The organism is Caulobacter flavus, assembly GCF_003722335.1.
In the GTDB taxonomy this organism is placed as follows: Bacteria; Pseudomonadota; Alphaproteobacteria; order Caulobacterales; family Caulobacteraceae; genus Caulobacter; species Caulobacter flavus.
In genome coordinates this window covers 2,282,659-2,305,768 of record NZ_CP026100.1, presented here as the reverse complement: position 1 = coordinate 2,305,768, position 23,110 = coordinate 2,282,659, and the positions used below count along the sequence as shown (strand labels likewise).

Below are 23,110 nucleotides of genomic sequence, written 5' to 3'. Positions count from 1 at the left end.
AAACGGCCCCGGAGTCGCCTCCGGGGCCGTCGTCGCGATCAGGATCGCTAGGCGCTTACCAGGCGAAGCCGAAGCTGCCGCCGCTCATCACGTCGCGGCCGGTGGCCGAGAAGCCGACGTTGAAGCTGGTCGCGCGGCTGCTGTGGGTGTAGCCGGCCGCGATGGCCGCCTGGCCGCGGTAGCCGCCGACGGCCAGCGACAGGCGGTTGGTCAGGCCGGCGTTCGCGCCGGCGCTGTTGCCCGCCATCATCGACATCGCCGAGCTCATCGCGCCGACGCCGTCGAGGCGCGCCGAGATGTTGTTCAGGCGGTTGTCAAACTGGCTGGTGAAGCTGTCCACGCGCCAGTCGGTGTAGGCGTTGGCCGAGGCCAGGGTCTGGGAGGCCTTGGTGTCGGTGTAGCTGTTGGCGGCGGTCAGGGTCTGGGCCGAGCGGGTGTCGGTATAGGCGTTGGCGGTCGTCACGGCCTGGACGCCGACGGCGTCGGCATGGGCGTTGGCCGAGGCCAGGGTCTGGGCCGACTTGGTGTCGGTATAGGTGTTGGCGGTCGCCACGGCCTGCGCGCCGACGGTGTCGGCGTAGGCGTTGGCCGTGGTCAGGGTCTGGGACGCGACAGTGTCGGTGTAGCTGTTGGCGGTCGCCACGGCCTGCGCGCCGACGGTGTCGGCATAGGCGTTGGCCGTGGAAGTCAGACCCGAGGTCACCGACTGCAACTGGCCGACCGTGGCCGCGTCGGTGGCGTTCACGCCGTCGGCGAGATTGGTGATGCGGCGAGTCGCGGACGGCGAGCCGACCGAGACCACATTGCTCTCGGTGGCCGTCGAGCCATAACCGATGGCGACGCTGTTGACGCCCGAGGCGGAGGCGCCGGCGCCGATCACGGTGGCGTAGTTGCCGACGGCCGACGAAGAGTTGCCGACCACGGTCGCGTAATTGCCGCTGGCCGTGCCGTGCGAACCGATCTGGATCGCGTACTGGCCGCTGGCCTGAGCGTCGTGGCCGATCGCCAGGGCATGCGAACCGGTGGCCGTGGCGCTCTGACCGAAGGCGTTCGAATAGGAGCCGCTGGCGTCCGCGTTGTTGCCGACCGCCGTGGCCAGGCCGCCGTTGGCGGTGGCCGTGCCATCGTTGCTGACGGCGGTTTGAGCAAAGGCGCCTTGAGCGGCGAAGAACGAGACCACGACGGCCGAACAGAACAGAACCGACTTCTTCGAGATGTTACGCACTATACTAAACTCACTTACACGATCAGGCTCGGAATTCTTCCGCCGCCCCCTGCCACAATGAAGTAGTATGTATGTATTATCGTACGGTTAAGCTGGAAATTACTAAGAAGTATGAATGAATATAACGTCGTTACAAGCAAATGCACGCAGTCGGAAAGTCGACGATTCATAGATCGACAAATTCCGTTGCTGGATCGCGGCAGCCTCACCATATGAACGGTCGCGCGGCCTCGCGGGACGGGCGGCGCGACGCCATTGACGCTCCCGCCCATGCCCGGTACCCGCCCAGCCCATGATCGACTTTCCCGCCGGCCTTTCCGCCCTGACCGACCGCTACGACGTGGTGCTCTGCGACGTCTGGGGCGTCATCCACAACGGGGTGCGCAACTTCCCCGAGGCCTGCGAGGCGCTGGAACGCTTCAACGCCGATCACGGCCCCGTGGTGCTGATCTCGAACGCGCCGCGTCCTTCCAGCGACGTGCTGGCCCAGCTGGACGGCCTGAAGGTGCGGCGCGAGGCCTGGAGCGCCTTCGTCACCAGCGGCGACGCCACCCGCTCGCTGCTGGCCGCCCGGGCCCCGGGCAAGGTCTGGAAGATCGGCCCCGAGCGCGACGAGCCACTGTACGCGGGCCTCGGCCTCGAAGGCGCCGGCTGCGAGGCGGCCGACTTCATCTGCTGCACCGGCCTGTTCGACGACGAGAACGAGACCGCCGAGGACTATCGCGGCCAGCTGCAGGTGGCCGCCGACCGCGGCCTCGTCTTCATCTGCGCCAACCCCGACCGCGTCGTGCAGCGCGGCGACAAGCTGATCTTCTGCGCCGGCGCCCTGGCCGATCTCTATGAAGAGCTCGGCGGCCAGGTGGTGATGGCCGGCAAGCCCTATGCCGCGATCTACGATCTGGCCCTGGCCGAGGCCGAGCGCCTGAAGGGCGGACCGGTCGATCGCTCGCGCGTGCTGTGCATCGGCGACGGCGTCATCACCGACGTGCTGGGCGCCGAGAACCAGAAGCTGGCCTGCCTGTTCGTCGCCAAGGGCATCCACGGCGACAAGGCCCTGGGCCCCGACGGCCTGCTGGCCCCCGAGGGCGTGGCCAAGCTGCTGGCCGCCGAAAGCGTCGGCGCTGCGCACGCCATCGCCGATCTGGTCTGGTGAAGCCGGCGCGAACCGCTAAAAAGCCTCTTCAAGATCAATAAGAACGCAGGATCGGGGATCGCATGGGTCTCTTTCTCGAGGACTTGAGCGTCGGCCAGGCCGCCGAGTTCAGCCGCGCCGTGGGCGAAGCCGACATCCAGGCCTTCGCCGACGTCACCGGCGACACCAATCCGGTCCATCTCGACGCCGACTACGCCGCCACGACCAGCTTCGGCGAGCGCATCGCCCACGGCATGCTGTCGGCCGGCTACATCTCGGCGGCGCTGGGCACCACCCTGCCCGGCCCGGGCGCGGTCTATCTTTCGCAGTTGCTCAACTTTAAGCGGCCGGTGCGTATCGGCGACACCGTGGTGGTCAAGGTCGCCGTCACCGCCATCGACGAGGCCAAGGGCCGCGTGACCCTGTCGACCACCTGCGTCGTCGGCAAGAAGGCCGTGGTCGACGGCGAGGCCGTGGTCCTGGTTCCGAAGAAGGGCGCCTGAGCATGGATCAGCGCGTGCGCCTGAAGATCGTCCACGGCTGGAAGGATCTCTCCCCCGAGGAGAAGGGCGCGGCCGTGGCCCTGGGCAATTTCGACGGCGTCCATCGCGGGCACCAGCAGGTGATCGCCGAGGCCGCCAAGGCCGCGCGCGAGCTGAAGGTTCCGCTGGGCGTTGTCACCTTCGACCCGCACCCGCGCCGCCTGTTCCGCCCGACCGAGCCGGCGTTCCGGCTGATGACCATCGAGCAGCAGGCCCGCCTGCTGAGCGACCTGGGCGTCGACTTCCTGTACCTGCTGCCGTTCGACTTCGAGATGGCCACCCTGGACGACCGCGCCTTCGCCGAGCGCGTGCTGCACCAGGGCCTGGGCATCAGGCACGTGGCCGTCGGCTTCGACATCTCGTTCGGCAAAGGTCGCACGGGCAGCCCGCAGGCGATGAAGGCCTACGGCGAGGAGTTGGGTTTCTCGGTATCGGTGGCCGAGCCGGTCGCCAACCGCGACGGCGAGAAGTTCTCGTCCACCGGCGTGCGCGAGGCGCTGCGCGCCGGCCATCCGGAGGAAGCCGCCCGCATCCTGGGCCGCCCCTTCGCCATCGAGGGCGTGGTGCGCCGCGGCCAGCAGCTGGGTCGCCAGCTGGGCTTTCCCACCGCCAATGTCGAGATCGTCGACTACGTGGTGCCCAAGCTGGGCGTCTACGCCACCCGCACCCGCCTGCCCGACGGCCGGGTGATCCCGGGCGTGGCCAACCTCGGCAACAACCCGACCACCGGCGAGGTCGAGACCCGCCTGGAGACCTGGCTGTTCGACTTCGACGAGGACCTCTACGGCCAGGTCATCGAGACCCAGCTGATCGCCTTCCTGCGCCCCGAGCTGAAGTTCGACAGCATCGAGCTGATGATCGACCAGATCCGCTGCGACGAGACCCAGGCCCGCGCGATCGTGGCGCCGGGGTTCTGAAGACGGAGAAAGGCCGCCTCACGGCGGCCTCCCCCTCCGGCCCTCCGGGCCACCTCCCCCAGAGGGGGGAGGATTTGAGCCGACAGATGCTCCCCCTCTGGGGGAGCTGTCGCGGAGCGACTGAGGGGGCCCTCCTCAGCCTTACCGGATCCCCGGTACGTGCAGAGCCGCCTCACGCTCGGCCTTCTGGGCGTAGGCCAGGTCGCCGTACTTGGCGTACTCCATCCGGGCGATGGTGCGGCAGTGCACCTCGTCGGGACCGTCGGCCAGGCGCAGGGTGCGGATGCCGGCATAGAGCTTGGCCAGGCCGAAGTCAGTGGTGACGCCGCCGCCGCCGTGGGCCTGGATGGCGTCGTCGATCACCTTCAGGGCGATGCGCGGTGCGGCGACCTTGATCATCGCGATCTCGAGGCGCGCGGCCTTGTTGCCGGCCTTGTCCATCATGTCGGCGGCCTTCAGGCACAGGAGGCGGCACATCTCGATGTCGATGCGGGCCTCGGCGATGCGCTGCTCCCACACCGAGTGCTCGGAGATGTACTTGCCGAAGGCCTTCCGGGTCATCAGGCGCTTGACCATCTTCTCCAGCGCCACTTCCGCCGCGCCGATGGTGCGCATGCAGTGGTGGATGCGGCCGGGACCAAGGCGGCCCTGCGCGATCTCGAAGCCGCGGCCCTCGCCCAGGATCAGGCCGTCTTCGACCGGCACGCGCACATCCTTGAGGATCACCTCGGCGTGGCCGTGCGGGGCGTCGTCGAAACCGAACACCGGCAGCATGCGCACCACCTCGATGCCCGGCGCGTCAAGCGGCACCAGGATCTGGCTCTGCTGCTGGTGGGTGGAGGCGGACGGATCGGTCTTGCCCATGACGATGGCGACCTTGCAGCGCGGATCGCCCACGCCCGACGACCACCACTTGCGGCCGTTGATGACGTAGTCGTCGCCGTCGCGCTCGATACGGGTCTCGATGTTGGTGGCGTCGGAGCTGGCCACCGCCGGTTCGGTCATCAGGAAGGCCGAGCGGATCTGCCCGTTCATCAGCGGCCGCAGCCAGCGCTCCTTCTGCGCCAGCGTGCCGTAGCGCATCAGCACTTCCATGTTGCCGGTGTCGGGCGCCGAGCAGTTGAAGACCTCGGACGCGAAGCCGATCTTGCCCAGCTGCTCGGCGATCAGGCTGTATTCGAGGTTGGTCAGCTGCACGCCCTCGAACTGGAACGTGTCGTCGACGTGAGTCTGGCCGCTGTGGGGCGGCATGAAGAAGTTCCACAGCCCTTCGGCCTTGGCCTTGGCCTTCAGGTCCTCCAGCACCTGGACGACCTTCCAGCGCTGGTCGGCGGGAACGTCCATCTCGGCTTCGTAGGTCGGGATCGCCGGGCGCACGTGCGCCTCGATGAAGGCGTTCACCCGGTCGAGAAATTCCCGCTGGCGAGAAGAGATGTCGAAGTCCATGGCGTTCCCGATCCCTGGTTCAAACACTTGTTTGAAGCATGTGTAGCACCGAGTTGACGGGCGCGGCAAGCGGACGTTGCGGGCGGTTTGAACGTTCGCGTCGTCTTGGGCCTCGCTGACCGCCTGACGGCTTGCCAGCCGCCCGCTCCTGGCGGAAAACACCGGTCATGAACCTGACCATCAAGCCCCTCGAAGGCCGCTACGTCCGGCTGGAACCGATCACCCAGGATCTGCGCGACGAACTGCGCGGCGCCATCGACTGCGATCCCGCCAGCTGGGAGATCATGTCGGTCAACGGCTGCGGCGAGGGCTTCGAGGACTGGTGGGGCGCGCTGCTGGGCGAAAGCGACCGGGGCGAGCGCGTCGGCTTCGCCATCCGCCGCAAGTCGGACGGCAAGATCGTCGGCACCTCCAGCTACCTCAACATCCGCCGCCTGCACAAAGGCCTCGAGATCGGCTCGACCTTCCTGCATCCCGACGCGCGCTCAGGCCCGGTGAACCCGGAATCCAAGCGCCTGCTGCTGGGCCACGCCTTCGACGCCGGCGTCATCCGCGTCGAGTTCATGATCGACGTGCGCAACGCCCGCAGCCAGGCTGCGGTCGAGAAGCTGGGCGCCTCCAAGGAAGGCGTGCTGCGCAGCCACAAGATCACCTGGACCGGCCACGTGCGCGACACGGCCGTGTTCTCGATCACCGATTTCGACTGGCCGGGCGTCAAGCAGCGCCTGGAGTTCCGTCTCAGCGAAGACTTCGTCTGACGCTCACGCGGGACGGCAAAGGCAGGGCGTCGCGCGCGCGATAGGCGAAAGCGATTGCGACACCCTGTCGCACCTATACCTGAGCAATACATAAAAAACCGCCGTTATCCTTCTCTTGTAAGGATTTCGCCAAGCATTGGCGGTCAAATTGCCGTCCATGACGGCCATTGCCTGCCTGCGTATCCTGCTCACCGCCGCGGAGACGGCGGGCGCCAGCGTTCCCCCCGCCCATGTCGAGGCGGCCGCCGACGTCTATCTCAAGCACCGCTGGAAGCATCCGCGCCGCTACGGCGTGGTCGCGCCCCTGGCCTTCGTGCTGGCCGACACCAAGGCCGAGGCGCTGGATCCCGAGGAGATGCAGGCCCTGGCCATCGAGCTGGAGACCTCGCTGTTCCCCGGTCGCAAGAGCGGCCAGGTGTGCCTGATGACCTTCGAGGGCGACGAGAACGCGGTGCTGCAGTTCGCCAGCCTGTCGCAGGCCGAACTGGCCGGGCTGATGGCCGGCCGCGGCTATTCCGGCGCGCCGGGCCACGTGCAGGTGATCACCGCCGAGGAAATCCGCGCCGTTCCCAGCGCCCCGCCCGAAACCGCCGCGCCGCAAGCCAAGCCCGCCGCGACCACCGCGCCGATCGAGCCCAAGGCCAAGCCCGCGCCGGCCAAGCCCGCCGCCCCGCCGGTCCGCCCGATCGCCGCCGCTGCCCCGTCCAAGGCGGCCGCGCCCCTGACCACCGGCTGGCGCGCCATCTACCACCTGCCCACCGAAAGCGTCGTCGGCGCCGTGCTCGGCCACAAGGCCGACCTGTCGGCCCCGCGTCCGGAAGAGGACGGCGAGCTCCTGGCCCGCGACCTCACCGGCCTCAACGACGCCCAGTTCGGCTTCCCGACGGTCAAGACCGGCGAAGGCGCCCTTTTCCTGCCGCTCAGCTTCTGGAACCTGACGACGCCGGCCTCGCAGGAGGCCTACAAACGCCGCCTGTCGCGCTATCCGCTCGACCTGCAGCCGCGCCTGGGCGCCACGGTCTACGACACCCCGCGCGAGCCCTCGATGGGGCTGCTGCAGCAGATCCGCGCGTTCCTGCAGGGCTCGTTCGCCTATATCGACCTCTGCATCTCCGACCCGAACTTCCCGGTGAACACCCTGCCGGGCGACATCGCCTCCAGCATCACCCTGGAGCTGCGCGACGAGCCCGACGCCGAGCGGGTCAAGGCCATCGCCCTGTTCGCCTCGCGCCAGTCGGTCTATCGCGCCAAGGGCGTGCATCAGGGCGTGCTGGGCGTCCGCTCGGCCAAGGAGCTGGAGGCCTGCCGCGCCGCCGGCCTGGCCTACGTCACCGGCGCGGCCGTCAGCGCCCTGCTCGACAAGCCGCCGGCCCTGGGCGCCAATCCGGCCGACGCCCTGCCGCTGCAGACGGCCTAGCAAGCTCGGAAACCGGCGTTCGCGACGCTGGGTCGCAGCCGACCTATAACGCGCAATAACCAATGTCGCGCAACCTGGGCGACATGACCGCCATCGCCTGCCTGAAAGTCTTCGTCGGCGAAGACCCCGTCGAGACCGAGCGTAACGCAGCCCTGATCGCCAAGGTCGCCGGCGACTATCTGAAGGTCGCCTGGCTGGCCCCGCGCCGCCATGGCCTGGTCGCGCCGTTCTCGTTCGTGCTGGCCGACCCGCGCGCCACGCGCCTGGACGCCCGCGAGTTGCAGGCCCTGGCCAGGGCGCTGCAGCACAAGCTGTTCGGCGACGACGACGACGGCGAGATCGTCATGCTGATGTTCGAGGGCGACCAGCACGAGGTCATGCGCTTCGCCGGCCTGCCGCCCCGCCAGCTGACCCTGCTGCTGGCCGGCGAGGAGGACGCCTCGCTGGCGGGCCGGGTGTGCCGCATCACCCCGCGCGACGTCCGCTCGGTCATGCCGTACGGCGGCCCGATCACCGGCGTGCCGACCATGGAGGCCCTGGCGCGGCTGTGCCCGCGACCGCCGCCGCCCCGTGTGGCCTGGCGCGGCGTCTATCACGTCGGTCGCGAGCTGTTCGTCGGCAACGTGGGCGTCTGGCGCGAGGCCGGCGCCGCCGGCCGCCCCTACGAGATCTATGTCGACGGCCAGCGCCAGCAGCACGACCTGGCGATCCTGAAGGCGGCGATCGCCGCCATCGGCCCCAATTCCGGGATCACCTACCTGCCGATCGCCTTCTCGTCGGCGCTGAAGCCCTCGCCGCGCGCCGAGCTGGAGGCCTGCCTGCGCACCCTGCCCCGCGACCTGCGCGGCCGACTGGCGGCGGGCGTCTACGGCGTGCCGCGCGCGCCCTCGTTCGTGGCCCTGGGCCAGATGAAGGCGTTCCTCGATCCCTATTTCAGCCGCGTGGACCTGCGCATCGGCGATCCGGCCTTCAAGGTCGACGACCTGGCGCCGGGCCTGGCCGCCAGCGTCACCTTCACGCCGGAGGGCGACGCGGAGGCCAGCCGCGTCGCCGCCATCGGCCGGTTCCTGAAGGACGCACCCGCCTATCGCCGTCGCCAGGTCTGGCAGGGCGTCAGCGACCTGCGCAGCCCCCGCGAACTGATGGCCGCCCTCGAGCAGGGCGCGCCGTTCGTCAGCGGCCCCCTGGTCACCGACCTGCTGGAGACCCCGGTCAACGTCAGCCCCTACGCCAAGGGCCAGCTGCCGCTCTATGGGTGGACGGCGGCCGACGCGGCCTAGGCCAGGGGCGCGCCTAGGCGTCCCAGGTCAGCACCACGCTGTCGGCCGAACGCTCGTGCGGGCCGTGGAACACCGCCTCGATATTGTTGCCGTCGGGATCGACCAGGAAGGCGGCGTAGTAGCCGGGGTGATAGTCCCGCTCGCCCGGTCCGCCGTTGTCGCGGCCGCCGGCGGCCAGGCCGGCCTCGTGGAAGCGCTCGACCATCGCCCGGTCCTTGGCCTGGAAGGCCAGGTGGATGTGCGTCGCCGGCTCGCCCGCGTCGATCCACAGTTCGTCAGCCGACAGGTGGTCGGGCTGGTCGTCGTAATCGACCCCGATCACCTCCAGCACCGCCCTGTAGAAGCGCTTGGTCGCGCCCAGGTCCCTGGCCCGCAATTGGATATGGTCGATCATTCGGCCGCGATGAAGCTGCATGGAACGTCTCCTGTGCTGGGCGAGAAACGCTCCGGCGAAGGGCCGGTTCGGCTCTGCTTGGCGCGGGAGGACGACCCCGTCAGGCCCGTCCGAACAGCTTGCCCAGGAACGACGGCTTGGGCTTGGCCGCGGCCGGGCCGTCCACGAAGGTCAGCTGCAGGGCCGTGGTCGGCGCGTTGCGCTCGGTCCGGCTGGGTCCGAAGTCGCAGCGCAGCGTCTCCGCGCCGCCGGACATGCCGATGGTCTGGCCCGACTGGATGATCGGCCCCATGGCCAGCAGGTAGTTCAGCACGCCGTTAAGTTGCTCGACGACCACTTCCTTGCTGCGCGGGGCGTTCCAGAACTCCAACTCGTAACCGAGGAATGGGGCCAACCCGCCGGTGCTCATCGACACGTTCCCGTCGGTCAGGTCGTGCAGGGCGTTGAAGATCCAGAACATCACCGGCACCTGGCCGCGGGCGACGAACCCCAGGTCCTGCACCACCGAATCCGGCGTGAACAGCGTGCCGTTGACGCCGTTCCAGACCGCGACGATCGACGGATTGTCCCGGATCAGCATGGCCGCGACCAGCGTGGAGACCTTGGCGCGGAGAACCGCCGCCTCCCAGCCCTCGGCGCGGCCGCCGGCGATCACCCAGTGCTTCCGATGGCCGGCCGCGCGATCGGCCTCGCCGTACCACCAGGAGCGGACGCGCGCCTCCTCGACCAGTCCCGCGTCGAGCGGCTGGCCCAGGTCCATGACGGTCATGATGCCGCCGTGAGGCCCCTCGCAGATCAGGCCCAGCGTGTCGTCGGTGATCGCGGCGTCGTCGCCGTCGAGATCGGGCCGGGTGTGGGTCCATCTGTGGGCTTCGTCGAGGCTGTTGAGTAGTTCAACCAGCTGATTGGGCCGGAACGTCAGCGGGCCGTCGACGAGCAGGGCGATCATTCAAGCGACTCCGGACGCTGAGAAACCTCAACCCCGGGAATAGAAGCCGCGCCGTCGCCCGGTCAAGCTGCGCCTAGCGTCGCCCGAACAGCTTCTCGATGTCCGACAGCTTCAGCTCCACATAGGTGGGGCGGCCGTGGTTGCACTGGCCCGAATGGGGCGTGGCCTCCATCTCGCGCAGCAGGGCGTTCATCTCGGCGGCGGCCAGGCGCCGGCCGGCGCGGACGCTGCCGTGGCAGGCCATGGTCGAGCAGACCTCTTCCAGCCGTTCCTTGAGCGCCAGGGCCTGGCCGTTCTCGGCCAGGTCGTCGGCGATGTCGCGCACCAGGCCCGCCGCGTCGGCCTTGCCCAGCAGGGCCGGCGTCTCGCGCACCAGCACCGCGCCGGGACCGAAGCTTTCCAGCACCAGGCCCAGGGCCGCCAGCTCCTCGGCGCGGGCCACCACCCGCTCGGCCTCGGCCGGGTCCAGCTCGACCACCTCGGGCAGCAGCAGGGTCTGGCGGGCGACGCCGCCGGCCTCCATCTCGTGCTTCATCCGCTCATAGACCAGGCGCTCGTGGGCGGCGTGCTGGTCGACGATGACCACGCCGTCGCGGGTCTGCGAGACGATGTAGGTCTCGTGCACCTGGGCCCGGGCCGCGCCCAGCGGGAAGTCGATAGGATCGAACGGCTGGGCCGGCGCGTCCGGGCCAGGATAGGCCACGTTGGGCGGTGCGTCGTAGCCGCCATAGGCCGCCTCGCGCACGGCCTCGGCGACGCCGCCGCCGAAACCGCCGCCCCCGAAACCGCCGCCGAGCGTCTGGTAGGCTTCCTCCGGTCGCGCCTCGTGGCGGGCCGAGACGTCCGACAGGCCGGGCAGGTCCATCGGACGCTGGGTCGGCGGCGTCCAGCCGCCCTCGCGCCAGGCCGAGAACCCGGCCGGCGACGGCCCCCTTGGTAGGAATTGGGCTGATAGCCCGGGAACACGCTCTGCGGTCGGATGCTGTCCAGCGCCTGGGCGGCCGTGGTGGTCGAGGCCCGGTGGCCGGCGCCGGCCAGGGCGTGGCGCAGGGCGCCGACGATCAGGCCGCGCACCAGCGACGGGTCGCGGAAGCGCACCTCGGCCTTGGCGGGGTGGACGTTGATGTCGACCTCCGTCGGATCCAGCGTGACGTAGAGCGCCGCGCTGGGGTGGCGGTCACGGGCCAGGAAGTCGGCATAGGCCGCGCGCAGGGCGCCCTGCAGCAGCCGGTCGCGCACCGGCCGGTCGTTGACGAACAGGTACTGGTGGGCGGCGTTGCCGCGGTTGTAGGTCGGCAGGCCGGCGAAGCCCGACAGCCGCACGCCGTCGCGAATCTGGTCGATTTCCAGGGCATTGTCCTGGAAGTCGCGGCCGAGCACCGCGGCCAGGCGCGCCAGGCGGCCCTGCGGCCCCGGATGCTCGGGCGGCAGGCGCAGGATGCGGCGGCCGTCGATGTCGAGCGAGAAACCCACCGCCTCGTGGGCCATGGCCTGGCGCTTCAGCTCCTCGGTGATCGCCTGGGCCTCGGCCCGTTCGGACTTCATGAACTTCAGGCGCGCAGGCGTGGCGTAGAACAGGTCGCGCACCTCGATGCGGGTGCCGTTGTCGCCGGCGAAGGCGGCGGGAGCGACGTCGTCGACGCGACCGCCCTCGACCAGGATCGACCAGGCCTCGCGCTGGCCCTTGGCCCGCGAGCTGATCGACAGCCGCGCCACCGAGCCGATCGACGGCAAGGCCTCGCCCCGGAAGCCCATGGTGTGGATGCGCAGCAGGTCCCACAGGCCCTCGTCGTCGGGCGCCAGCTTGGAGGTGGCGTGGCGCTCGATGGCCACCGGCAGTTCCTCGGCGCTCATGCCGCAGCCGTCGTCGGCGACCATGATCCGGGTCAGGCCGCCGCCGTGGGCCTCGACCTCGATGCGGGTCGCGCCGGCGTCGATGGCGTTGTCGACCAGCTCCTTGATGGCGCTCGCCGGCCGCTCGACCACCTCGCCGGCGGCGATGCGGTTGACGGTCTCGGGCGGCAGGCGGCGGATCGGCATCGAAATCGGACTTTCAGCGCAGCCGGACAGCGCAGGCGAGCCCTGCATTGCGGCGACTTAATTTGACCGCCCCGGTTGAGAACGGTTCAGCTTGCGACGAACCGCCATTCTAGAACGATTCCGAACAAGCCGAGGACGACAGATAGTGATCCGCCGCCTAGTCGCCGCCCCCGCCGTCGCGGGCGCCGTTCTCGCCCTCTGCACCGGAACCGCCCTCGCCCAGCAGGCGGTCGACGCCTCCGGTCCCATCACCCTGCAACGGGTCGATCCCAACGAGAACTTGGTCGAGGAACTGGTGGTCAACGCCCGCCTGCCCGGTCCGGCCTGGTGGAAGGTCAGCGACGCCGACACCACCGTCTACGTGCTGGGCGTGCCCGCCATGGTCCCCAGCGACACCAAGGCCGACGAGTCCGTGCTGCGCCGCCGCCTCGACGGCGCCAACGTGCTGATCATGGGCCAGGAAGCCGACATCAGCGTCGTGCGCCTGATCGCCCTGGCCGCCGGCGGCCGCAAGATGTTCGTCTCCGAACAGCCCATGCGCCAGACCCTGCCGCCGGACCTGCGCGAACGGCTGGAGGCGCGGCTGACGATCATGAAGCGCCAGCCTGGCGCGATGGACAAAACCAAGCCCGCCTTCGCCGGCTTCCTGGTCGCCAACAGCCAGGACGGCAACGTCTCGATCAGCGTCGGCGGGGTGACCGACCGCATCCGCCAGATCGCCAGAAGCAGCGATCTGGCCCGACGCCCCCGCATCCAGAACCTGCCGAACTACAGCCTGGCCGGCGCCATCAAGGCCCTGGCGACCGCGCCCCAGCCCTTGCAGCTGCTGTGCCTCGACGCGGGCCTGCGCCAGGCCGAAAACGGCGAGGGCGGCATCAAGGAAACCGCCCGGCGCTGGGCCGACGGCCAGGTGCGCGACGTGGTGGCGACCGATCGCGGATTTCAGCGCTGCCTGAACTCCACGCCCTCCATCGCGCGCGAGCTTCGCGACGGTCGCGACGACGCGATCAGGGCGATCGAAGCCGCTCTGAAAAAGCCCGGAAAGGCGGTTGCCGTCATCGAACTGCGTTCGCTTCTGGCCAGGGACGGCGTCCTCGACCAGCTGCGGGCCAAGGGGCTGAAGGTTTCGACGCCCGACGAATGATCCAGCGTCGACCAGGGGAACATCGACATGCGTAAACGCCTCGCGGCCATGGCCGCGCTGACGGCCCTGACGGCCGCCGCCTCCGCCCGCGCCCAGACGGCCGCGCCGCCCATCGACGATCCCGAGGCCAACGTCGTCGAGGAACTGGTGGTCAACGCCAAGCTGCCCGGCCCAGCCTGGTGGAAGGTCAGCGACGGCGACACCACGATCTACGTGCTGGGCATGGCCGACAGCCTGCCCAAGGGCATGGGCTGGGACACCTCGGTTCTGGAACGGCGGCTGGACGGCGCCTTCACCGTGATCCTGCCGGCCCAGGCCCATGCCGGCCTGACCGACATCCCCGCCCTTCTGAAGCTGCGCAAGAAGATGAAGGCCGACAGGCCGCTCGACCAGATCGCCCCAGAGCTGGCGCCGCGCCTCGACAGGGCCTGGACGTCGGCGGGGCTGAAGGCGGGCGAATGGCGTGAATGGAAGCCGCTGGGCGCGGGCGTGTTTCTGGCCATCGGCGCCAGCCGCAAGAGCGGCATGGTCGGCGCCGAACCGGAGAAGACCATCGAGCGCCTGGCGCGCAAGCACAAGGTCAAGGCCCGTCCCGCCGCCAGCATCAAGGCCATGCCGATGCTCAAGACCCTGGTCCGCGACCAGACCGAAGCTGGAGGGCTGGCCTGCCTGGAAGGGGTCGTCGCCGAGGTCGAGGCCGGCCCCGGGCCGGCGCGTCGCGCGGCCCGCGCGTGGGCCGACGGCGACGTCCGCAACGCCCTGCTCAAGCCGCGCGAGGCCGACCGTTGCAACATGGCCATGCCCGGCATCGCCGAAGCCCTGCGCCGCATGACCGCCGTCCAGGCCGACGCGGTGGCCGAAGCGATGAAGAAACCCGGCAAGGCCGTCGCCGCCTTCCCCCTGCGCAGCCTGGTCGCGGAAGGCGGGGTGCTTGAGCAACTGAAGGCGCGCGGATTCAAGGTGACCACGCCCGACAGCGCCAACTAGCCGCCCTTGCGCCTCAGGCGCGGCGTGATCGTCGCCGTCATCAGCCGCCCTTCGCGGATCAGCGTGAAGGGCGTGGGCACGTCGATGCAGGCATGGTCGAGGGCGCGCAGCAGGTCGTCGAGGCCGGTCAGGGGCCGCTCGCCGGCGGCGGTCAGCAGGTCGCCAGCCCGCACCCCGGCCCTCGCGGCGGGACCGCCGGGATCAGCCTGGGCGACGAACACCGCATAGGCTTGGGCCAGGCCCGTGGAACGCGCCAGCAAGGGCGGCACGGGGGCCTGCTGGGCGACGACGCCGATCGAGGCCCGCCGCACCTGACCGTGCGCCAGCAGCTCGCCGATCACGAACCGGGCGGTGTTGGCCGCCACGGCGAAGCACAGGCCCGGATAGCCGGCGATCACCGCCGTGGCCACGCCCACCACCTCGGCGTTCGAGGCGACCAGCGGCCCGCCGCTGTTGCCGGGATTGAGGGCCGCGTCGGTCTGGATCAGGTCCTCGATCAGCCGCCCGCGCTCGCCGCGCAGCGAGCGGCCTAGGGCCGAAACCACGCCGGTGGTGACGGTGGCCTCGAAGCCCAGGGGCGCGCCGATGGCGATGACCAGCTGCCCGCGCCGCAGGGCCTTGGAGTTTCCCAGCCGCGCGACGGGCAGGTCGGCCGGCTGGTCGATCTTCAGCAGGGCCAGGTCGGTGTCGGGATCGTCGCCGATACAGCGGGCCGTCAGGCTGCGCCCTTCGGCGGTGACGACGACGAACCGGCGCGCGCCCCGCACCACGTGGCTGTTGGTCAGGACGACGCCGCCCTCGGCCACCACGAAGCCCGACCCCACGCCCTGCACGTTGGCGTCGTCCAGCATGGGGTGGATGCGCAGCACGCTGGGCCCGACCGTCTCGACGGCGCGGACCACGGCGTTGGAATAGGCGTCCAGCAGGTCGCCGTCGTCGATGCGCGGCGGCGCGGGCGGCGGCGTACCGGCGTCGAACACGAACTGGACCTCGGCGGGCCAGGCCAGGATCTCGCGCGCCCGTGACGGACGCGGGCGCCGGGCCCTCGCGAACAGCTCGTACTTGCGCGCCTTCATCCCCCGCCCCCGACGGCTGCTGGCGGCAACCGCCGGGGCGAAGGTTAACGACGACGGCGCCCGCCGATCAAGCCCGGCTCAGCGCGGCGCCTGCGCTATGGCCGATGGGGCCACGCTGGCCACCGGGATCACGAAGCCCTGCGGCCGCGGCGGCGGCGAGGGCGGCGCGGCCGCCGGCGACGACAGGCTGCCGCCCGCCGCCTCGTTGACGCACTGGGCGGTGTCGATCATCGCGTGCTGACCCAGGCAGAAGACGTCCTCGTAGTGCGGACCGGCGACGGCCAGGCACTGGTAGAGGTTCAGCTTGGCGATCTTCATGCAGAAGCTGGCCTTCTTCTCGCTCAGCACCGGGGCCAGGCGGGCCGTGTCGGCGTCGCCCGCCGCGTCCAGCACGGCCAGGGCCGCCAGGGCCGCCGACCGCACCGTCACCGGTGTGAACACCCGGCCGCCCTCGGCGAAGCCGCCGCCGGCGCCGGTGGCCGCCTGGATCAGGCGCCCGGCGTCTTCCTGGCCCGGCGCGAACACCGTCGAGGACAGCTGCTTGACCCGCGCCAGGCGCCCGGCGTTGTCGGCCACCGCGCCCTTCGACCAGGTCTCGCGCTGGATATCGTAGGCCGACTGCTTGACCGCCTTGCCGGCGACCGCCAGCGGCGCGCCCCGGCCCTGCAGGGCCATCTGGGCCCGCGCGGCGGCCAGGCCGACGCCCTCGATCTCGACCACGCTCTCGGGCGAGGCCAGCAGGCGCTCGACCAGCGCCTCGCGCGAGGTCTGGCGAGCGGCCTCGCGCACGCCCTCGAGGAAGGCCGGCTCCTGCAGCGCCGCGATGGCGCCGTAGGCGATCATGCCGGTCTCCAGCTGATCGGCCTTGTAGGCCGAGCCCGCGACCAGGGCCCGGGCCACGCCCTCGCCGTTGGTGAACACGGCCGGCGAGATCGAGCCCGCGCCCCGCGTATAGGTTTCGAAGGCGCTGGCCGCGGCCACGACCTCCTGGGCCAGGCTGACGCCCGGCGCTTTACGTTCCTGGCGAGCGCTCGCCAGCCCGCCCATGGCCAGAACGGCTACCGCCGCGCCCGCCACCATCCAATGCTTGTTCCACGCCATGCCCATAGGCCTCCCGACTGCGGGCGTATTGGGCGACGAACGCGGTTGCCGAGATCATAATCGCCATGGCGAATCGCGCGTTAACCGGCATGTATTCGGCTAGTTTTCATGCGCGAAATGTCGCACCTAGAACGGCTAAGCTCGATTAAGTCAGAGATACGACAAATCTTCCGAACTATATGTCGACAATACAACTCTCATGAAGACACATATGTCGGGCCGACCAGGGCGAACTCGACAATGACCGTCACCCCGCAAGAAACGGGCGGACAGCGAAAGTCGTCCGACGCATAGTGTCGCCATGCCGACTCTCGCCCCTGCCCGCCTGACGCTCGACCGCGCGCCCAGCCCGATCGGCGACCTGCTGCTGGCCAGCGACGCGGACGGCCGGCTGCGGGCGGTCGACTATCATGACCACGAGGCGCGGATGCTGCGGCTGCTGAAGCTGCACTACGGTCCGGTCGCGCTGGAGCCGGGCGCCGCGCCCGCGGCGACCCGGTCGGCCCTGGCGGCCTATTTCGACGGAGAGCTAGCCGCGCTGGCGACCGTTCCATGGACCACCGGCGGCACCGCCTTCCAGCGGGCGGTGTGGCGCGCCCTGAGCGACGTCGCGCCAGGAACCACCCTGACCTACGCGGCCCTGGCCGCGCGCATCGACCGGCCCGCGGCGGTGCGCGCCGTCGGCGCGGCCAACGGCGCCAACCCGCTCAGCATCGTCGTGCCCTGCCACCGCCTGGTCGGGGCGGACGGCGCCCTCACCGGCTACGGCGGCGGGATCGCGCGCAAGGCCTGGCTGCTAGCTCACGAGGGGGCGCGACCGCGCGCCTGAGCCGCCGGCGATCTCGCCCTTCGACAGGGCGCTCATCAGCGCCTCGCCGTCGAACGTGGCCCACAGCGTGCCGACCTTGGCGACGTCCGCGGCCGTGACCTTGCCGCCCTCGCCCGTGCCGTTGACCATCCCGGCCATCGGCGCGCCGAACTGGCGAGCCAGCACGGTTCCGTCGGCGGCCACAAGCAGGTTGCACGGCAGGCCCGGGCGGGCCGGTCCGTTCGGCGTCTCACGCACGCTCAGCGCCTGGAACAGCCCCTTGGAGTCGGCCCCGCGATCGATCACCGGGGCGAAGACGCCCGCGTTGTGCTTCTTGAGCAGGTAGCCCGCCTCGGCGGCCGTGATCGGCTCGCGCGGCGCGGTCAGGATCGGCAGGATGCGAAAGCGCGGACCGCCGAACTTCTCCTGCAGCTTGGCCAGGTCGCCCAGCTCGTGCAGGCACGGCGCGCACCAGGGCGCCCACAGCGACACCAGGGTCAGCCCCGGCTGCAGCTTCAGCGGCGCGACGCCCTCGCGACGCTCGACCCGCACCGCCGGAACCGCCAGTCCCGCCGGCGGCTCGCGGAACGCCCTGGCCATGCGGTTGCCGCGCAGGGCCGGCGTGTCGAGCGCCTTGGCCGGTTCGCCCAGCACCGGGACCCTCGTCTGCGCTCCGGCCGCGCCCGCGCCCATAAGCGCCGCCGCGCCGGCCATCGCCCCGCGCCTGGTCCACGTCGACATCCCGCTCTCCGTTTCTGGAAACCCAGGAACGCAATCTCAAGTGGAACGGCGGCGCTTTTGCGGCGAAGCTTCAGACCAGCATGCTGCCGCCGATGCGGTGCAGCGGCAGGCTGCCCTCATTGAAGAACGGCAGGGCCAGGGTGATCCCCATCAGGATGTCGAGCAGCACGCTGCCGTAGTTGAAGCGGCCGCCGGCCTTCTGCAGCAGCATCGAGACCAGCCGCCCGAAGGCCGCGCCGAACCAGGCGATCGCCAGCACCAGGGCCATGGCCGCCCCGGCGCTGGACTGCCAGCCCAGGAACAGGGCCGCCGCGCCGTGCGAGGCGATCAGCAGGCCGCCGAACGCCCGCCCCTCGGTGACGGCGTTGACCCCGCCGTCCTGCTCGCTCTTCAGGCCCGCCAGACCCAGCATCGAGTCCGGCCGCGCCAGCACCAGCCCCCCCAGCACCCCGCCGATGACGCAGGCGATGACGGCCAGGACCAGCGACAGGGCGTAGCTCGACATTCAGGGCTCCTGGGCGGGGGCGTGGCAGACGGCCTCGACGTTGCGGCCGTCGGGGTCCAGCACGAAGGCGGCATAATAGTTAGGGTGATAATGAGGCCGCACGCCAGGCGCTCCGTTGTCGGCGCCGCCGGCCGCCATGGCCGCGGCGTGGAAGGCGTCGACCTGGGCGCGATCACGCGCCAGGAACGCCACGTGCATCGGGCCGGTCGGCGCGCCGCTCTCCGATATCCAGAAACTGGGCTTGCCGGCCTGAATGTCGCGGCGATCCGCCGTCGGCCCATAGCCGAGATGGGCGGTCCCGCCGGTCTGCTCGGCGCTGACGCTCATCACCACGGCGATCCCCAGCGGGGCGAACGCGGCGTCGTAAAACGCCCTGGCCGCCTGGAGATCACGAACGCCAAGCCCTATATGGTCGATCATCGCAACGCCTCCGTTCACCTTGCCAATTAACCGGGATCGCAAAAACTTCGCGGCCGCCGTCCTTGACTCGCCAGGGAGCGGCGCCTAACTCGTGACCGGCGTTGGCACTCGATGGGAGCGACTGCTAACAGCGACGCTCCCTCGGCCTACGAAAGCCTTTTACAGAAACCGTTCCGACGGAGAAGACACATGAAGTTTCGTCCCCTGGGCGACCGCGTCCTCGTGAAGCGCGTCGAAGAAGAAACCAAGACCAAGGGCGGGATCATCATCCCCGACACCGCCAAGGAAAAGCCCCAGGAAGGCGAAGTCGTCGCCGTGGGCCCGGGCGCCCGCAACGACAAGGGCGACATCGTCGCTCTCGACGTCAAGGCCGGCGATCGCATCCTGTTCGGCAAGTGGTCGGGCACCGAAGTGAAGGTCGACGGCCAGGACCTCCTGATCATGAAGGAAAGCGACGTCCTGGGCGTGGTCGAAGCCTAATCGGCTTCCCCTCCCGACCGCTTTCTTCACTCCTGAAATTCCAAGATTAGAAAGGCGCCCGACATGGCCGCTAAAGACGTCTACTTCTCCTCCGACGCGCGCGACAAGATGCTGCGCGGCGTCAACGTTCTCGCCAACGCCGTGAAGGTGACCCTCGGTCCGAAGGGCCGCAACGTGGTCATCGAAAAGTCGTTCGGCGCTCCGCGCACCACCAAGGACGGCGTCTCGGTCGCCAAGGAAATCGAACTGGCCGACAAGTTCGAGAACCTCGGCGCCCAGATGATCCGCGAAGTGGCGAGCAAGACCAACGACAAGGCCGGCGACGGCACCACCACCGCCACCGTCCTGGCCCAGGCCATCGTCCAGGAAGGCCTCAAGTCGGTCGCCGCCGGCATGAACCCGATGGACCTGAAGCGCGGCATCGACAAGGCCGTGGCCATCGCCGTCGAAGACATCAAGGCTTCGTCGAAGAAGGTCACCACCAACGGTGAAATCGCCCAGGTCGGCACCATCTCGGCCAACGGCGACAAGGAAGTCGGCGAGATGATCGCCAAGGCCATGGACAAGGTCGGCAACGAAGGCGTCATCACCGTCGAAGAAGCCAAGACCGCCGAGACCGAACTCGACGTCGTCGAAGGCATGCAGTTCGACCGCGGCTACCTGTCGCCGTACTTCATCACCAATGCCGACAAGATGGAAGTTCAGCTCGAAGAGCCGCTCATCCTGCTGTTCGAAAAGAAGCTGTCGTCGCTGCAGCCGCTGCTGCCGGTGCTGGAAGCCGTCGTCCAGTCGGGCCGCCCGCTGGTGATCATCGCCGAAGACGTCGAAGGCGAGGCCCTGGCCACGCTGGTCGTCAACAAGCTGCGTGGCGGCCTGCGCGTCGCCGCCGTCAAGGCTCCGGGCTTCGGCGACCGCCGCAAGGCCATGCTGGAAGACATCGCCATCCTGACCGGCGCTCAAGTCGTGTCGGAAGACCTGGGCATCAAGCTCGAGAACGTGTCGCTCGACATGCTCGGCCGCGCCAAGAAGATCCAGATCACCAAGGACGACACCACCATCGTGGACGGCGTCGGTGAGAAGGACGCGATCGAAGCCCGCATCGCTCAGATCAAGCGCCAGATCGAAGACACCACGTCGGACTACGACAAGGAAAAGCTGCAAGAGCGCCTGGCCAAGCTGGCCGGCGGCGTCGCGGTCATCCGCGTCGGCGGCTCGACCGAAGTCGAAGTGAAGGAAAAGAAGGACCGCGTCGACGACGCCCTCAACGCGACCCGCGCGGCCGCCGACGAAGGCATCGTTCCGGGCGGCGGCACCGCCCTGCTGAAGGCCTCCAAGGCCCTGGCCGGCGTCACCGGCGACAACGACGACCAGACGGCCGGCATCGCCATCGTCCGTCGCGCCCTGCAGGCTCCGATCCGTCAGATCGCCGAGAACGCCGGCGTCGAAGGCTCGATCGTGGTCGGCAAGATCCTGGAAAACGACAGCAGCACGTTCGGCTTCAACGCCCAGAGCGAGCAGTATGTCGACCTGGTGACCGACGGCGTCATCGACCCGGCCAAGGTCGTCCGCACGGCTCTGCAGAACGCCGCCTCGGTGGCCGGCCTGCTGATCACCACGGAAGCCGCGATCGTCGAAGCCCCCAAGAAGGGCGGCGCTGCTCCGGCCGGCGGCGGCATGCCGGGCGGCATGGGCGACATGGACTTCTAAGAAGTCCTGTCAGCCTAGGCTGAACACAGAGAAGGGCGGAGCCGCGAGGCTCCGCCCTTTTTCTTTGCGCAGTCGGCGTTTCACGCGAAACACGGATGTAGGAGTCGATGCTAGAATCAGTTAGACACGAAACATCCACAGAACTCGTGCAACCCTTGTGGATAAATCGAAAATATTAAACTGATTTTAGCCCTCGGATCGCCTGGCGAGCCGTAGGGCCTATTGTGCGACCATTAGAATCAGCGCGGAAATAAATGAGGCCGTCGGGCGGCAACCCGACGACCTCTTAGTGAGCGTACCTGACCCATTGCCGGGCCAGATAACTAGTCGTTCACAGCCGGCAGACTCTTTCCGGCAGACTGGCTTGTCAAGCTCGGCGTCACCCCTTTGCCCAGAAAGGCAAAACATGACCGCCGTAACCTATCCCTGCTATTGGCAGTACAAAGACGCTCAAGGCCAGTGGCGCTGGACCTACTACGCGAGCAACGGCAGGGCGATCAGCGTCGCCAGCGAGAGCTACATCAACCGCGCCGACTGCACCCGCTCGATCGAGATCATGCAGGCTTCGCAATGGAGCCCCGTCTTCTTCGACTCGAAGGCCGCCTAAGATCACTCCAACCGAACGAAGGGCGGAGCCGCGAGGCTCCGCCCTTTTTCTTTGCCCTCCGACCAGCGCCAGACCGCTCGCACCCAGGTTGCCCGGAACGGCAAGCTCCACTAGCAACGGCGCGTGAAGTCGGGGGACGATTGAATGAGCTTTCTGATCGCGGTGATGGCCCTCGCCGCGGCGGCGACCGCCGAAGTGGAGACCGACTGCCCGGCCGGCGGCGATCCGTCCATTCCGCGCGTCCGCGCCAACTGGAAGACGCCGCTGTCGCCCGACGACATCAGGTGGGCCTATCCGCCCCAGGCCGCCGCCACGCGCCAGGGCGGCCAGGCGATGCTCAACTGCGCCGTCGATGTCGACGGCAAGGCGAACGATTGTCTGGTCGTCTCCGAAACGCCGGCCGGCCAGGAATTCGGCGCCGCCGCGCTCAGCCTGTCGCCCCTGATGGCGTTCACGCCCGAACTCCGCTGCGGCAAGCCGGTCCCGACGCGGGTGACGATCCCGATCAACTTCTCCCCGCCCTCCGCGCCCAAGGCGGCCGGCGCCATGCCCGAACTGACCGCCCAGCTGCTCGGCCGCCGGCTGGCGGTCGCCATGGGCTTCGGCGACAGCGCCGAGGCCCAGATGGTCGCCTATGGCAACAGGCTGGGCGGCAGCAAACCGATCCCGGCCGAACAGCGACGCGCCGTCTACGAGATGATCAGGGCCACGCGTCCGAAGGCTCGCCAGGTCATGGTGGAGGCCGCCGGCGTGATCCTGGCCCGCGAGATGTCCCTGGCGGACCTGGAAGCCGCGGTCGCCTTCTACGAGGGACCGGTCGGCAAGTCGCTCGTCCGGACCCAGGGCGCCCTCTACTATCAGGCCGACAACGAGCTCCAGTCCGCCAACCTGGCCGTCCGCAAGCTGCTCGACGCCCAGTTCTGCGTGATCACCGGCATCTGCCCGGATGAAACGACGCCCGCCGCCGGCCGAGATTGAACCCTGGAGCCGGTGCGGCTACATCCCGCTGATGTTCCGCCAACGCCCCGACGCCGACATGATCCCCCAGGGCTGGGTGATCGCCGTGATGGTCGAGGTCCCTGGCGAGCGCACGCCCGTCCCGCACTACTTCGCCGTCGGCAAGGCCGACCGGGCCCTGGCCGAATGGGCCGCCACCGACCTGGCCCAGCAGGCCGGGACGATCGCCTCCAGCCCGGTCGACGGCCGCGAGCCGGTCGACGCCATGCGCCAGATCCTCGCCTACCGCATGCGCGAGCTGGGCCTGAAGACCGGCGAGGCCCGGGCTCTGGGCGACAAGTACCCGAGGCGCTGGCTGTTCTAGCCGCGAGATCCTTCCCCTCTGGGGAGGTGGCCCGAAGGGCCGGAGGGGGAGGTTCGCAGACCCCCTTACGCAAATATCTGCGAGGCGTTCGCATTGCCGCGCGCGGCCTCAGG

Annotated in this window: 23 protein-coding genes and 1 pseudogene; 14 read left to right on the top strand and 10 right to left on the bottom strand. The window is 69.5% G+C overall.

Annotated elements, in window-relative coordinates:
* Positions 1–55: 55 nt before the first annotated feature.
* A complete protein-coding gene (locus C1707_RS26975) occupies positions 56–1,225 on the bottom strand; it encodes a hypothetical protein (RefSeq protein WP_101715100.1) in 1,170 nt (389 codons plus the stop codon).
* A 292-nt stretch (positions 1,226–1,517) separates the two neighbouring features.
* Here C1707_RS26975 and C1707_RS10715 point away from each other — a divergent pair, with 292 nt between their 5' ends.
* From C1707_RS10715 to C1707_RS10705, 3 genes are all read left to right on the top strand, one after another.
* A complete protein-coding gene (locus tag C1707_RS10715; RefSeq protein ID WP_101715099.1) occupies positions 1,518–2,378 on the top strand; it encodes a TIGR01459 family HAD-type hydrolase in 861 nt (286 codons plus the stop codon).
* 62 nt (positions 2,379–2,440) lie between these two features.
* Positions 2,441–2,860: a MaoC family dehydratase gene (locus C1707_RS10710; RefSeq protein ID WP_101715098.1), complete on the top strand. Its 420-nt coding sequence runs from the start codon at positions 2,441–2,443 to the stop codon at positions 2,858–2,860.
* A 14-nt stretch (positions 2,861–2,874) separates the two neighbouring features.
* Positions 2,875–3,816 (top strand): bifunctional riboflavin kinase/FAD synthetase, encoded by a 942-nt coding sequence (locus tag C1707_RS10705; RefSeq protein ID WP_101715139.1) that lies wholly within the window; start codon positions 2,875–2,877, stop codon positions 3,814–3,816.
* A 141-nt stretch (positions 3,817–3,957) separates the two neighbouring features.
* Here C1707_RS10705 and C1707_RS10700 read toward each other — a convergent pair whose 3' ends face one another.
* Entirely contained in the window at positions 3,958–5,262 is a 1,305-nt protein-coding gene (locus tag C1707_RS10700; protein ID WP_101715097.1) for an acyl-CoA dehydrogenase family protein, read from the bottom strand.
* A 167-nt stretch (positions 5,263–5,429) separates the two neighbouring features.
* Between C1707_RS10700 and C1707_RS10695 the strand changes: the two genes are divergently transcribed.
* From C1707_RS10695 to C1707_RS10685, 3 genes are all read left to right on the top strand, one after another.
* Positions 5,430–6,020: a GNAT family N-acetyltransferase gene (locus C1707_RS10695; RefSeq protein ID WP_101715096.1), complete on the top strand. Its 591-nt coding sequence runs from the start codon at positions 5,430–5,432 to the stop codon at positions 6,018–6,020.
* Positions 6,021–6,177: 157 nt separating this feature from the next.
* Positions 6,178–7,437 (top strand): hypothetical protein, encoded by a 1,260-nt coding sequence (locus tag C1707_RS10690; RefSeq protein ID WP_101715095.1) that lies wholly within the window; start codon positions 6,178–6,180, stop codon positions 7,435–7,437.
* A gap of 62 nt (positions 7,438–7,499) precedes the next feature.
* A complete protein-coding gene (locus C1707_RS10685; protein WP_101715094.1) occupies positions 7,500–8,717 on the top strand; it encodes a hypothetical protein in 1,218 nt (405 codons plus the stop codon).
* A gap of 13 nt (positions 8,718–8,730) precedes the next feature.
* On the opposite strand, the gene C1707_RS10680 is transcribed toward C1707_RS10685, so the two are convergent.
* The 3 genes and pseudogenes from C1707_RS10680 to mutL form a co-directional block, all read right to left on the bottom strand.
* Positions 8,731–9,132 (bottom strand): VOC family protein, encoded by a 402-nt coding sequence (locus tag C1707_RS10680; RefSeq protein WP_101715093.1) that lies wholly within the window; start codon positions 9,130–9,132, stop codon positions 8,731–8,733.
* Positions 9,133–9,211: 79 nt separating this feature from the next.
* Positions 9,212–10,060 (bottom strand): DUF4261 domain-containing protein, encoded by an 849-nt coding sequence (locus tag C1707_RS10675; RefSeq protein ID WP_101715092.1) that lies wholly within the window; start codon positions 10,058–10,060, stop codon positions 9,212–9,214.
* A 73-nt stretch (positions 10,061–10,133) separates the two neighbouring features.
* A pseudogene (gene mutL / locus C1707_RS10670) lies at positions 10,134–12,100 on the bottom strand (DNA mismatch repair endonuclease MutL).
* Positions 12,101–12,245: 145 nt separating this feature from the next.
* On the opposite strand from mutL, the gene C1707_RS10665 reads away from it, so the two are divergent.
* Both C1707_RS10665 and C1707_RS10660 read left to right on the top strand, forming a co-directional pair.
* Positions 12,246–13,244, top strand: a complete 999-nt coding sequence (locus C1707_RS10665; RefSeq protein WP_338032106.1) for a TraB/GumN family protein — start codon at positions 12,246–12,248, stop codon at positions 13,242–13,244.
* Positions 13,245–13,271: 27 nt separating this feature from the next.
* Entirely contained in the window at positions 13,272–14,231 is a 960-nt protein-coding gene (locus C1707_RS10660; protein ID WP_101715090.1) for a TraB/GumN family protein, read from the top strand.
* On the opposite strand, the gene C1707_RS10655 is transcribed toward C1707_RS10660, so the two are convergent.
* On the bottom strand, positions 14,228–15,307 hold the full coding sequence (locus C1707_RS10655; RefSeq protein WP_101715089.1) for a S1C family serine protease: 1,080 nt from the start codon (positions 15,305–15,307) through the stop codon (positions 14,228–14,230). The two genes, C1707_RS10660 and C1707_RS10655, sit on opposite strands and share 4 nt — an antisense overlap.
* A gap of 78 nt (positions 15,308–15,385) precedes the next feature.
* The gene (locus C1707_RS10650) at positions 15,386–16,408 is read right to left on the bottom strand and encodes a hypothetical protein (protein WP_101715137.1); all 1,023 of its coding nucleotides are present in this window, start codon (positions 16,406–16,408) and stop codon (positions 15,386–15,388) included.
* A 301-nt stretch (positions 16,409–16,709) separates the two neighbouring features.
* Here C1707_RS10650 and C1707_RS10645 point away from each other — a divergent pair, with 301 nt between their 5' ends.
* Entirely contained in the window at positions 16,710–17,237 is a 528-nt protein-coding gene (locus tag C1707_RS10645; RefSeq protein ID WP_101715088.1) for a methylated-DNA--[protein]-cysteine S-methyltransferase, read from the top strand.
* On the opposite strand, the gene C1707_RS10640 is transcribed toward C1707_RS10645, so the two are convergent.
* The 3 genes from C1707_RS10640 to C1707_RS10630 form a co-directional block, all read right to left on the bottom strand.
* Complete coding sequence (locus C1707_RS10640; protein WP_145998478.1) at positions 17,205–17,957, bottom strand: TlpA disulfide reductase family protein; 753 nt, start codon at positions 17,955–17,957, stop codon at positions 17,205–17,207. The two genes, C1707_RS10645 and C1707_RS10640, sit on opposite strands and share 33 nt — an antisense overlap.
* A 70-nt stretch (positions 17,958–18,027) precedes the next feature.
* Positions 18,028–18,462, bottom strand: coding sequence for a DUF4345 family protein (locus C1707_RS10635; protein WP_101715086.1), 435 nt, complete (start codon positions 18,460–18,462; stop codon positions 18,028–18,030).
* Complete coding sequence (locus C1707_RS10630) at positions 18,463–18,882, bottom strand: VOC family protein (RefSeq protein ID WP_101715085.1); 420 nt, start codon at positions 18,880–18,882, stop codon at positions 18,463–18,465.
* Between the two features lie 189 nt (positions 18,883–19,071).
* Here C1707_RS10630 and groES point away from each other — a divergent pair, with 189 nt between their 5' ends.
* The 5 genes from groES (at position 19,072) to C1707_RS10605 (ending at position 22,997) form a co-directional block, all read left to right on the top strand.
* Complete coding sequence (gene groES / locus C1707_RS10625; protein WP_004618615.1) at positions 19,072–19,362, top strand: co-chaperone GroES; 291 nt, start codon at positions 19,072–19,074, stop codon at positions 19,360–19,362.
* 63 nt (positions 19,363–19,425) lie between these two features.
* Positions 19,426–21,069, top strand: a complete 1,644-nt coding sequence (groL, locus tag C1707_RS10620) for a chaperonin GroEL (RefSeq protein ID WP_101715084.1) — start codon at positions 19,426–19,428, stop codon at positions 21,067–21,069.
* A gap of 406 nt (positions 21,070–21,475) precedes the next feature.
* The gene (locus C1707_RS10615; RefSeq protein WP_101715083.1) at positions 21,476–21,676 is read left to right on the top strand and encodes a DUF1508 domain-containing protein; all 201 of its coding nucleotides are present in this window, start codon (positions 21,476–21,478) and stop codon (positions 21,674–21,676) included.
* Between the two features lie 144 nt (positions 21,677–21,820).
* A complete protein-coding gene (locus tag C1707_RS10610; protein WP_101715082.1) occupies positions 21,821–22,654 on the top strand; it encodes a TonB family protein in 834 nt (277 codons plus the stop codon).
* 31 nt (positions 22,655–22,685) lie between these two features.
* Positions 22,686–22,997 carry a hypothetical protein gene (locus tag C1707_RS10605; RefSeq protein WP_101715081.1) on the top strand — a complete coding sequence of 104 codons (312 nt, stop codon included), beginning with the start codon at positions 22,686–22,688 and terminating at the stop codon, positions 22,995–22,997.
* The last annotated feature ends 113 nt before the right edge of the window (positions 22,998–23,110 follow it).